This is a genomic window from Paracoccus sigandri (assembly GCF_003709565.1).
GTDB lineage: Bacteria > Pseudomonadota > Alphaproteobacteria > Rhodobacterales > Rhodobacteraceae > Paracoccus > Paracoccus siganidrum.
On sequence record NZ_QNRC01000061.1, the window covers coordinates 1 to 10,206 of the forward strand.

The 10,206-nt window shown below is 69.8% G+C and carries 12 protein-coding genes; 3 read left to right on the plus strand and 9 right to left on the minus strand.

All coding sequences use genetic code 11. The annotated features are described in order from the left end of the window. Positions 1–118 precede the first annotated feature (118 nt). The 9 genes from C9E82_RS22965 to C9E82_RS23005 form a co-directional block, all read right to left on the minus strand. The gene (locus C9E82_RS22965; RefSeq protein ID WP_119899108.1) at positions 119–673 is read right to left on the minus strand and encodes a hypothetical protein; all 555 of its coding nucleotides are present in this window, start codon (positions 671–673) and stop codon (positions 119–121) included. Next, positions 670–1,683, minus strand: coding sequence for a vWA domain-containing protein (locus tag C9E82_RS22970; protein ID WP_119899110.1), 1,014 nt, complete (start codon positions 1,681–1,683; stop codon positions 670–672). The genes C9E82_RS22965 and C9E82_RS22970 overlap by 4 nt, the downstream gene beginning before the upstream one ends. Continuing rightward, the gene (locus tag C9E82_RS22975) at positions 1,680–2,543 is read right to left on the minus strand and encodes a nonribosomal peptide synthetase MxaA (protein ID WP_240643597.1); all 864 of its coding nucleotides are present in this window, start codon (positions 2,541–2,543) and stop codon (positions 1,680–1,682) included. The genes C9E82_RS22970 and C9E82_RS22975 overlap by 4 nt, the downstream gene beginning before the upstream one ends. After that, complete coding sequence (locus C9E82_RS22980; protein ID WP_119899112.1) at positions 2,540–3,412, minus strand: DUF58 domain-containing protein; 873 nt, start codon at positions 3,410–3,412, stop codon at positions 2,540–2,542. The genes C9E82_RS22975 and C9E82_RS22980 overlap by 4 nt, the downstream gene beginning before the upstream one ends. Further along, positions 3,409–4,437, minus strand: a complete 1,029-nt coding sequence (locus tag C9E82_RS22985; protein WP_119899115.1) for an AAA family ATPase — start codon at positions 4,435–4,437, stop codon at positions 3,409–3,411. The genes C9E82_RS22980 and C9E82_RS22985 overlap by 4 nt, the downstream gene beginning before the upstream one ends. 80 nt (positions 4,438–4,517) lie before the next feature. Then, positions 4,518–4,832 carry a methanol dehydrogenase gene (locus C9E82_RS22990; protein ID WP_119899117.1) on the minus strand — a complete coding sequence of 105 codons (315 nt, stop codon included), beginning with the start codon at positions 4,830–4,832 and terminating at the stop codon, positions 4,518–4,520. A gap of 91 nt (positions 4,833–4,923) precedes the next feature. Next, the gene (gene moxG / locus C9E82_RS22995; protein ID WP_119899119.1) at positions 4,924–5,460 is read right to left on the minus strand and encodes a cytochrome c(L), periplasmic; all 537 of its coding nucleotides are present in this window, start codon (positions 5,458–5,460) and stop codon (positions 4,924–4,926) included. A gap of 22 nt (positions 5,461–5,482) precedes the next feature. Beyond that, the gene (moxJ, locus tag C9E82_RS23000; protein ID WP_240643598.1) at positions 5,483–6,337 is read right to left on the minus strand and encodes a methanol oxidation system protein MoxJ; all 855 of its coding nucleotides are present in this window, start codon (positions 6,335–6,337) and stop codon (positions 5,483–5,485) included. A gap of 78 nt (positions 6,338–6,415) precedes the next feature. Continuing rightward, positions 6,416–8,320 (minus strand): methanol/ethanol family PQQ-dependent dehydrogenase, encoded by a 1,905-nt coding sequence (locus C9E82_RS23005; protein ID WP_119899121.1) that lies wholly within the window; start codon positions 8,318–8,320, stop codon positions 6,416–6,418. A gap of 365 nt (positions 8,321–8,685) precedes the next feature. Here C9E82_RS23005 and C9E82_RS23010 point away from each other — a divergent pair, with 365 nt between their 5' ends. The 3 genes from C9E82_RS23010 to C9E82_RS23020 form a co-directional block, all read left to right on the plus strand. Beyond that, positions 8,686–9,159 carry a protein moxZ gene (locus C9E82_RS23010; protein ID WP_119899123.1) on the plus strand — a complete coding sequence of 158 codons (474 nt, stop codon included), beginning with the start codon at positions 8,686–8,688 and terminating at the stop codon, positions 9,157–9,159. Then, complete coding sequence (locus C9E82_RS23015; protein WP_119899126.1) at positions 9,156–9,791, plus strand: sensor histidine kinase; 636 nt, start codon at positions 9,156–9,158, stop codon at positions 9,789–9,791. Before C9E82_RS23010 ends, C9E82_RS23015 begins: the two co-directional genes overlap by 4 nt. Next, a partial coding sequence (locus C9E82_RS23020; protein WP_147482384.1) for a response regulator occupies positions 9,788–10,206 on the plus strand: 419 nt, incomplete at its 3' end. The genes C9E82_RS23015 and C9E82_RS23020, both read left to right, overlap by 4 nt.

Below are 10,206 nucleotides of genomic sequence, written 5' to 3' on the forward strand. Positions count from 1 at the left end.
TCCACCACCACCAGCGCGTCGGTCAGCGCCACCTGCCGCGGCACGCCCGGCCCCAGCGCCGCCAGCAGCGCCAGCAGCGCCGCGGCAAGCGGCGGCAGGATACGGCGGGCGCCCCCGATCATGGCGCCCCCCGCGGCATTCCGGGCAGGTCGGTCCACAGCCGCCGGGGCCGGGTCTCGGGGTCTTCCTCGCCCTCGATCTCGGGGCGCGGCAGGTCGCGCACCAGCCGCATGGCCAGGTCCAGGTTGACCTTGGCATCGCGGTCGCCCGGATCGGCCTGCAGCGCCGCGCGATAGGCCAGCTTGGCCAGCGCGATCTCGGGCTCCGCATCCTCGAAGCGGCTGGTCTCGATATTCTGGAAGCCCAGCCGCATCCGGGCATTGCCGATGGCGTAATGGGCGCCCGATTGCAGGTCGGGCCGTGCGCCCTGCATCAGCGGCAGCATCTCCTGCGCCTCGGTCAGCCGGTCGCGCCAGGCCAGATACAGGATCCGGGCATGGGCGACGCGCGGGTCGGCGCCCTCGCGCGGCTGGGCGTCGCGCCCGCCCGCCAGCGCCCGGATCGCCGCATTGTCGCGCGCGTCCAGCCAGATCGCATGGCCGAAACGCGCCGCCGCCGCCAGCGAGGCCAGCAGCGCCAGGACCAGCGCGGCGAATGTCAGCCGCCGGGTCATGCCGGCCTCATCAGGGGTGCGGGACGGCGCGGGGCATAGGGACGCTCGAACCAGCGCGCCAGCGCGAGCAGCCCGGCCGCGATCGCCGCCAGCAGATGGCACAGCCAGTCCAGGTCGCGCCGGGGCAGGATGCGCTCGGTCAGGATCGGGCGGGCCTCCATCTTGCCGATCTCGGCCACGGCCTCCTCGACCGCCTCGGGGCTTTCGGCCTCGAAGGCGCGATAGGTGACGCCCAGGCGCTGCAGGAACAGGTGCAGGTGCCGCTCGGGCCGGGTCTGGGGGGTGTTGCTTTCGCCGGGCCGGCCGTCGTCGAAGATGCTTTTCGCGCCGACCGTGCGCAGATACAGCCAATAGAGGTTCACGCCCTGCTCGGCCGCCAGTTCGCGCAGCATGTCCTGCACGGGCGGCGCGATCACCGCCGCCCCGTCCGAGACCATGACCACCGCCCGCGATCCCAGCGACGAGGCGTCGCGCATCATCTCCATCGCCAGCGCAAGCCCGCGCCCGACATCGGTCTGCGACAGCCCGCGTTCGTCCTGCGCGGCGATGGCGGCGGCGACGGCGGTGCGGCTGGTGGTCATCGGCAGGACCTGCAGCGGCGCGGTCGAGAAGGCGGCGATGCCGATGCGGTCGTCGGGGCGCTGTTCGATGAAATCCTGCAGGATGCGGCGGGCGGCGGCGGATTTGCTCTCCTCCTGCCCGCCCGGCGCGCGGCCCGCGAAGGTGTCGTCCATGCTGGAGGAGCGGTCGATCAGCAGCACCAGGTTGCTGCCGTTGCCGCGATGGGGCACCGCGCCGCCCTTCAGATAGGGGTCCGAGATGCCGAGGACCAGCGCCGCGATGGCCGTGACGCCAAGCGCGGTCAGCCCCAGGTCCACCGCGCGCGAGGCGCCGTCGGCGGGCCGCAGGTCCAGCCGCGGCACGTCGCCCGATTTCAGCCAGCGCGCCGCCAGCGGCAACAGCGCCAGCGGCAGGGCGCAAAGCGCCAGCGGCAGGCCGAAGCCGATCATCGCCGCCCCCTTTCGATCCGCGCCAGGTCGCGGGCAAGGGGGGCGACATCGCCATCGGACAGGTCCTGCGCGCGCCCGAAGAAGGCCGCGTCGGATTGCGCGAAGAAGGCGCCCAGCCGTTCGGCCACAGGCTGGAATTCGGGCCGGGCGCGCAGGAATTGCGGCAGGTCGGCGCCGATCAGCACCCGCCCGAAGGCGGCGTCGAAGGCGCGGTGCAGCTGCCGGCGGCGGCCGGTCGCGTCCGCGCCGGGCAGCCGGGCGATCAGGCGCGCGGCGCGGGTGAAGGGGCGGTCGGCGCGGCGGCGGAAGGGGCCCCAGGCCTGGTGCCAGGCCAGCGCCAGGAACGAGACCAGCGCGGCCAGCCCCGAGGCCGCCAGCCCGATGCGGTTCGGATTCGGGTCGATCAGGTGATAGACCGGATCGGGCAGAAGCTGGTCGGGGGTCGAGGGCGCCGCCAGCGGCCGGATCGGCGAGGTGACGAAGCGAAAGCCGGGCAGGTGGGCCTCGGTCCCGTCGGTCAGCCGGATCGGCGCGCTTGGCACCTCGCGCGCCTGCGGCTCCAGCGCGGAATAGAAGTTCTGCCAGCGCAGGGTCAGCTCGATGCCGTCGGGGATCTCGCGGCTGGTCACCTCGCGCAGGTCCAGCCAGTAATCCACGGCGCGGGGCTTGGGCAGGCTGGCCGGGTCGATGGCCACGCCCTCGGGCAGCCCGACGCGGATGCGCTGGACCAGAACGTCGCCCAGCCACCAGCCATAGCCATGCGGGTTCTCGGCGCGGATCCCTGGTTCGGCTTGCGCCGCCACCGGGCCGGGCAGGGCCAGAAGCCCGATCAGCGCGATTGTCGGTGCCGCCCGCCTCATAGCGGGGCCTCTTCCAGCGCGGCGATCAGCGCGTTCATGTCGATGCTGTCGGCGATCTCGATGGCGCGCAGGCCATGGGCGGCAAAGACCCGGCGCAGCGCGTCGCGGTGGTCGCGGCCGGCCTGGACCTGCCGGGCGGCCCATCTGCGGGTGGCCAGCACGGTGCGGCGGCGGCCGGTCTCGGGGTCGCGGGTCTCGACCAGGCCGAAGCGGTCGGGGGGTTCCTCCAGCCCCGTGTCGCGCAGCCAGACGGGCAGCACCGGGCGCGGCGACAGCGCGGCCAGAAGCGCGTCCAGCTCGGCCGGCGCATGGTCGAAATCCGAGACCAGCGCGACCAGGATGCGGGCCTGCGGCAGCGCCTCGGCGGCGGCGATCAGGCCGGCCGCGCCCTGTCCCTGCGGGATCATAGCCGTAATCCGGGCGCGGATCTCGTCGCCCAGCCCGGCGCGGCGCGAGGGCGGCTGGGACAGAAGCTCGACCTCGCCGCCGATCGCCTGCATCGCGAAACGGTCGCCGCCGCGCCGCGCGGCCTGCGCCAGCCCGCCCGCCAGCAGCGCCGCCAGACCCTGCCGGTCGGACGAGGCCCCCGCCGCCAGGGAGGCCGACCCGTCCAGCAGCAGGTGCAGCACCAGGTCGGTGCGGCGCTCGAACCGGCGCACGAAGAAGCCGCCGAAGGGATCGGTCAGCGAGCGGCGCAGGTCCAGCCGGCGCGGATCGGGATGGGCCAGAAGCGCGGCGATGTCGGCGAAGGCCTCGCCCGCGCCGCGCATCCGGCCGCGATGGCTGCCTTCGCGCAGGCCGGGCTGGGCGCGGGCCAGGCGCCAGGCCAGCGCGTCGAACAGGTAGAGCTCGCTTTCCCCGGCGCTCATTCCGAGGGCACCGGGATCTTGTCGAAGGCGGCGCGGATCAGCGCCGGGACAAGCGCGTCGCGGCGCGGCTCGTAGGCCGGGCCCAGGAAGGTGCGATGCGCCATGACCGGCTGGAACACCGTGCGCACGTCCTGCGGCAGCACCGCGTCGCGCCCCTCGGCCCAGGCGCTGGCGCGGGCGACGCGGACCAGCGCCTGCATCCCGCGCGGGCTGACGCCGCCGCGCACCAGCCGTTCGGCATCGACGCCCTCGATCCCGATCCCGGCGCCGGCCGGATCGCGCAAGGCCGCGCAGAGGTCGTAGACATAGCGTTGCAGCGCCGGGCTGGCATGGACATCCTGCTGGATGGCGCGGGCCAGCCCGTCCAGGCCGCGATAGGGCAGCAGGCCCTCGGCGACGGCGGCGATCAGGCTGTCGGTGTCGTGGAAGCGGGTATCGAAGGCCAGGGCGATGCGATCCTCGCGGCGCTCGGGCAGGGGGATGGGGATCTCCAGCATGAAGCGGTCGCGGGCGGCGGCGGGCAGCTCGAAGGTCTCGTCGCGCTCGATCTGGTTGCGGTCGGCGAAGACCTGCAGATGCGGGAAGCGGTATTCGCGCCGGAAGGCGGTCAGGCTGCGCTCGGCCATCAGCCGCAACAGCAGCGCATGGACCTGCGGGCGGGCGCGGTTGATCTCGTTGAAGAAGAAGATCGACAGATCCTCGCCATGGGACAGCACGGCGCCGGGCTCGATCCGCGGGCGGCCGGAATCGTCGATATGGGCGTCATAGATCAGGTCGGTCGGCAACAGGTCCACGGTGCCCTCGATCCGGGCATAGGGGCCGCCGATGGCGCGGGCGACGGCGCGCAGCAGCGTGGTCTTGCCGGTGCCGACATCGCCCGCCAGCAGCACATGGCCGCGCGTCAGCACGGACAGCAGCAGCAGGCGGATGGCGCGGGCCTGCCCCAGAATGACCCCGTTCAACTGCGCCTCGGCCTCTTGAAGCCGGCCAAGCCAGTCGGCGGAGCGGATGGGATCGTTCGTCATTCGGAAATGCCTGCAACGGCGTGCCGCGCGAGGCAGGCGCATTCGGGGACCTGCGAAGCGCGGCACGGGGCCATGTGGTCCTATTCGGCGGCGGGAGGTTCCGCGCCTTCCTCATAGCCCTCGATCCGGGTCACGTCATACTGGAACTCGCCGGTCTGCTGCTTGTGCCAGACGCGCCAGGCGTTGCGGTTGTCCATCTGGGCCAGCGATTCACCCTGCTTGGACAGCTCGGCCGGGTCGTGCTGCGGGTCGTATTGAGAGCCCTCGACCCGTTCGGGATAGTCGGGCTTGGGTTCCCAGCAATTGCCGGGCGCCCTGCAATTCGTGCCGTCATAGGCCAGCGCCGGGGCGGCGAATGCCATGGCGGCAACCAGGCTGTATGCAAAGAGTTTCATGGGTTCCTCCTCCTCCTTGGTCGAATGCCGGTCCCCCGGCGATCCACGGGCCGGCCGGGACGGGCCGGCCGCGCGGGCGTCATGCGGGCCGTCAGGATTGCTCCTCGGCCTCCCCCCGGCCCTTGGGCTCGAAGGGGGTGAAATTCGCGCGCTGTTCCTCGGTCAGCCAGGGCGCCTCGGACGCATCGCCCGTGAACAGGTGGCGCGTCCAGGCCATGACCAGCAGCATCTCGTCCAGCGTCAGGCTGCCCCACATCGGACCCATCTGGCCCGAGGCGCCGCCATAGAGGATCGAGAAGAACCCGGCATCGGTCAGACCCTGCTGATAGGTCCAGAACGTGTCGTTCAGGCCCGGCCCGATCTTGCCTTCGGCATAATGGCCATGGCAGCCCGAACACATGGTGTTGTAGAGATCCTCGCCCTCGGGCAGGTGTTCGGGATCCTCGTTGTAGATGTTCACGCCCGTTTCCAGGAATTCCTTCACCGCCTCGGTGTCGCGGCCTTCCTCCATGGCCAGGTCGAAATCCAGCGGCGAGCCGTCCACCGCGTTATAGAATTGCGGCTGGGCGAGGACGGCGGTGACGCTCAGCCCGGTCGCGACGATGCCTGCAAGCACGATTGGCTTCATTGCTACTACTGCTCCTTGTCGTTCATTCAAGCGGCAGGGTCGGGATGCCCTCTTCCGCCAGGACCGCCTCGATGCGTTCGCGGCCCGATTCCAGCGCCGCGTCGATCCGGTCCATGAGTTCGGGATGCTGTTTCGAGACGCCCACGGACTGGTTGTACTGAAGCGGGATGATCACCCCGTCCGAGCGCTCGATCTCGTTGGTGATCAGCGTCAGCTTCAGCGGCTCGCGCGCGTCGCGGACATAGCGGCCGGCCTCGGGGGCGAAGATGATGCCCAGATCGGCATTGCCCGCCGCCACCTCGGACACGACCCGCCCGGCCTCGACCTGGGTGTACTGGTTCCGGCGATCCTCGAAATCGGTCAGCGAGGCCTGGTAGATCAGGTTGTATTCATAGCGCCCGGTATATTTCAGGATCGTCTCGGCCGGGCTGTGATAGCGATAGGCGAAGGTGTTGTAGCCCTCCTGGTCCACGTCCTCCCACCTGTCGCCCTCGAACCCGCGCGAGACGCGGCTGACGAAGGCATAGCCCGAGCGGTAATAGGGGGTGCTGGTCAGCAGGCGCTCGTCGCCCTGATCGACGCCGATCAGGACGTCGCAGATCCTCTCGTCGATGCCGTCGCGGACCAGGTAGATGGCGGCGCGGTCGATCATCACCAGGTCAAGCGCCATCCCCGCCTCCTCGGCAAGGATCCGGGCGATCTCGTTCTCGAAGCCGGTCCCGTCGCCGGTCGAATAGGGCGCGTCCTGGCTGGAGGCGCAGACCCGCAGACTGTCGGCGCCCTCCTCGGCGGCCTCCTGTTCCTGGGCCGAGGCCATGCCGATCCCGCACAGAAGGATGGTTCCGCCCCAGGCCAGGCGCGCAATTGCCGTCTTCATGGTCTTTCCTTTCGTTGCATCGCGCAAAGAGGGGCGGCCTGCCGAGCGGATGGGGCAGGCCGCCCCCGTCGTCCTGGATCAGGCGTCTTCGCCTTCGGGGATGTATTCGCCGACCATCGGGTCGGAATACGGGCCCTCGCCGTCGATCGAGAAGACCATCACGCCGCCGCCCATCTGGGTGAATTCGGCCAGCCGGCGGAACGCGCCCACCGAGCCCAGGCCGGCGGTCGGGTCGTTCAGGTCGAAGACCAGGCCGACGCCGGGCCAGCCGCCGACGCCATACATGATGGCGACGTATTGACGGCCGTCATGCTCGTAGGTCATCGGATGGCCGATCACGCCCGAGGGCAGCTTGAACTTCCACAGCAGATCGCCCGTGTCGCTGTCGCGCGCCTTGATGAAGCCGTCCAGCGTGCCGTAGAAGGTCAGCCCGCCGGCGGTCGCCATGGTGCCGCCCCAGACCGAGAAGCGCTCCATGTGCTCCCAGGCCATTTCGCCGGTGATGGCGTTGTAGGCCTTGATCTGGCCCAGGCCCAGCCCGTTCTGGCGGTCGCCCTTGGGACCGGGATACATGTTCAGCGTGGCGCCCACGAAGAACTGGCCCGCGCGATAGGGCAGCATGAAGGGCTCCCAGTCCATGCAGATATGGTTGATGCCCAGGAAGAACAGCTCGCGTTCCGGGTCGTAGCTGTCATGGCCCTGGTTGTGATAGCCCATGGCCGAGGGGCAGATGTCGCGGGCCATGTGGTCCATGCGCGTGCCGAATTCCGGGTCGCGCACCGGCAGGCCGGTATCCAGCTGCACCTCGGTCACCCAGTTGACCGTGTCGTCCATCTTGTCGGCCGAGATCAGGTCGCCATTGGTGCGGTCCAGCGTATAGACGATGCCGTTGCGGTCGGGATGGGTCAGCAGCTTGCGCGCGTTGCCCTCCCTGTCGGTCTGCTCGGACAGCATCATCACGTTGACGCCGGCATAGTCCCATTCGTCATGCGGGGTCTTCTGATAGGCGAACTTGGCCAGGCCGGTCTCCGCCTCGCGGCCCCAGATGGCCATGGTCCACTTGTTGTCGCCCGGCCGCATGGTCTCGTTCCAGGGCGCCGGGTTGCCCGAGCCGTAATAGAACAGGTCCTCGTCGGGGTCATAGGCATACCAGCCCCAGTTGGTGCCGCCGCCGATCTTCCAGGCGTCGCCCTCCCAGGTCTCCAGGCCCAGGTTGAACTGGCCGTAATGCGGGTTCGGCTCGTTGAAGTCCTCGGCCAGCAGCAGCTCCTCGTCGGGGCCGGTGGCGAAGGCGCGCCAGCGCTGCTCGCCGGTCTTGACGTCATAGGCGGTGACATAGCCGCGCACGCCCAGTTCCGCGCCCGAGCTGCCGACCAGCACCATGTCCTTGATGACATAGGGCGCGATGGTCAGGGTCGAGCCCACGCGGATGTCCGAGTTCTCCATCACCCAGACCGTCTCGCCGGTCTCGGCGTCCAGCGCCGCGATATGGCCGTCAAGCTGGGTGCGGAAGATCAGCGGGCCCTGCTCGTCGTCGCCTGGCCAGTAGGCAAGGCCGCGATTGACGACGTCGCAGCAGGCCACGGTCCTGGCGGTCGGGTTCTGCTGCGGCTTGTTCTGCCACAGGATCGTTCCGGGATCGTCCAGGTCCAGCGCGAAGACCGTGTTCGGGAAGGGCGTGTGGACATACATCTTGCCGTCCACGACCAGCGGCGTTCCCTCGTGCCCGTGCAGCACGCCGGTCGAGAAGGACCATGCCGGCCGCAGCTGGCTGACATTCTCCTTGTTGATCTCGGTCATCTCCGAAAAGTTCTGCGCATTGTAGTCGCGGCCGGTCATGATCCAGTTCGCCGGATCCTGTGCCAGCTCGACCAGCCTGTCATTCGCCGATGCCGGAAGGGCGTTGAGCGTGCCGATGCCAAGCGCGATGGCCAGGGCCAGCCGCGAGACATGGTGCCGCTTCTTTCTGTGTGTCTGGTGCATGTGATCCTCTCCCATTCGCGCGGCCAACGGATCCGAATGCGGTTTTCCACCATCCGTCTGAGGCGCTTCACCGATGACGCCGGACTCCTCTTTCCGGCATCGTCGCTTCTAGATAGGAGCATTGCGGGACCAAGCTGTCTGCGGGGAACGGTCCCTTATATTTCCGGGACAAATGCCCCGCCTGAAAAATGGGTTATCTCACGGGTCGCCCGGTTCGGTCATACCATCGTCCGAGGCTGCGACAGGTTGCCTCAACCCTTAGGCTGACCTAGCGTCCCAGATACATAAAAACATCGTGACGAATCACCGGGTCGGAGGCCACGAGGCGGATGGAGCGACTTGCCATCAGCTTGTCCCGAGGCGGCTTGAGCCTGGCGCTGGCCGCGATGCTGGCGCTGTCGGGCTGCTATGAGGAAGAGGACGAGACCCTGCCTGCATCGACGCAAGAGCAGGAGGAAAGCGGGGCTGTTCCAGACACTTGGCTGGATGTCGAGGACAAGGAGCCGCCGCTGGCCTTCATCGCCCGCGTGACCGGCGAGGAAGCGGCGGAGCTGTCGCCGCTGCTGCAGCAGGCCGCGCGGCGCTATCGCGAAAGCCCGCGCATGATCGCCAACCGGGTGGTCCAGCTGCAGGCGGAAATACGCCAGCGCGGCGATGCCTCGATCAGCGCGGTTTCGCTGCTTCAGGCCCTGACGGCCGGCGACAGGACGCCTCATGGCGGCAGCCTGGGCGCGGTCGTGCAGTATTACCGCGTGTCCCGCCTGCAGGGGGCGGACCACGCCCATGCCCTGGCCGCCGCGATGGAGGACGGCACCATCGCGGAAGGGGCCGGGGAATGAGCCGACCCGACCCGCCGGCGGCCGATGCGAAGGGCCCGGATGCGGAAGCCATCGCCTCGGCCCTGCACGACCAGACCGGGCCGCGCCTCTTCGCCCTGACCGCCGCGCTGCACCAGGCGCGCATGGCACTGTCCGGCCTGCCCGACGCGCCGCGCGCCGATGCCGTCGCGGCGCTGGACGCGGCCGAGGCGCAGGCAGCGGCGCTGGGGCAGGCGATCCGCGATGCGCTGCACGATCTAGAGCCGCCCGTGGCGGGGTCGCTGCGGGACATGCTGGCGGCGCTGGCGGCAGAGTTTTCGCAGGCCGGGGTTCCGGTCACGCTGGAACCCGGCGCCGATCCCGCCCTTTTGGCCCCCGAAACGCTGGTCTTTTACCGCTTCGTGCGCGAGTCGGTTCTGAACGCCCTGCGCCACGGCCCGGCGCGGCGGGTGGGCATCAGACTATTTGACGAGGGGGGCGAGATTGTCGCCCGTGTTATTGATGATGGCGGCGGACCGCCCCCCGGTGGCGGCGTCTTCGGCCGCGGGTTGCGCGGCATCTCTGCACGCGCCCGCGCGATCGGCGCCACCCATGTCGCGCCGCGACGGCAGGCGGGCAGGACAGTGACCGAACTGAGGATGAACACCCGATGATGGCGGCCCGCGACGACAAGCAGCGAAGGATCGTCGTCGTGGACGATCATCCGGTGGTCGTCGAGGGCTGGCGGCGCATCGTCTCGGCCCATATCGCCTGCGAGGTGATCCCGGTCGTCTCGGCGCTGGAGGGCTGGCGGATCTGGCGCACGCGCCGCCCCGACCTGATGGTGATCGACCTGACGCTTGGCGACAACAAGACCGCCGGCATCAAGCTGATCGACCGGCTGCGGCTGCTGGACCCGGCGCTGCCGATCATCGTGTTCACCATGCATCGCAGCCCGATCCTGGCGCGGCGGGCGCTTCACGCGGGCGCGAACGGCATCCTGAACAAGGATGCCTCGGCGCAGGAGATCCTGACCGCGCTGGACGAGGTGCTGCGCGGCGGCCACTATGTCGAGGGCCGCATCGCCAC

What these genes read in the sequence shown, in the direction of transcription:
- C9E82_RS22970 (WP_119899110.1), bottom strand. Translation starts at nt 1,683, where the DNA reads ATGATCGGCTTCGGCCTGCCGCTGGCGCTTTGCGCCCTGCCGCTGGCG.
- moxJ (WP_240643598.1), bottom strand. Translation starts at nt 6,337, where the DNA reads ATGAAGACGGCAATTGCGCGCCTGGCCTGGGGCGGAACCATCCTTCTG.
- C9E82_RS22985 (WP_119899115.1), bottom strand. Translation starts at nt 4,437, where the DNA reads ATGACGAACGATCCCATCCGCTCCGCCGACTGGCTTGGCCGGCTTCAA.
- C9E82_RS23005 (WP_119899121.1), bottom strand. Translation starts at nt 8,320, where the DNA reads ATGCACCAGACACACAGAAAGAAGCGGCACCATGTCTCGCGGCTGGCC.
- C9E82_RS22980 (WP_119899112.1), bottom strand. Translation starts at nt 3,412, where the DNA reads ATGAGCGCCGGGGAAAGCGAGCTCTACCTGTTCGACGCGCTGGCCTGG.
- C9E82_RS23015 (WP_119899126.1), top strand. Translation starts at nt 9,156, where the DNA reads ATGAGCCGACCCGACCCGCCGGCGGCCGATGCGAAGGGCCCGGATGCG.
- C9E82_RS22990 (WP_119899117.1), bottom strand. Translation starts at nt 4,832, where the DNA reads ATGAAACTCTTTGCATACAGCCTGGTTGCCGCCATGGCATTCGCCGCC.
- C9E82_RS22965 (WP_119899108.1), bottom strand. Translation starts at nt 673, where the DNA reads ATGACCCGGCGGCTGACATTCGCCGCGCTGGTCCTGGCGCTGCTGGCC.
- C9E82_RS22975 (WP_240643597.1), bottom strand. Translation starts at nt 2,543, where the DNA reads ATGAGGCGGGCGGCACCGACAATCGCGCTGATCGGGCTTCTGGCCCTG.
- moxG (WP_119899119.1), bottom strand. Translation starts at nt 5,460, where the DNA reads ATGAAGCCAATCGTGCTTGCAGGCATCGTCGCGACCGGGCTGAGCGTC.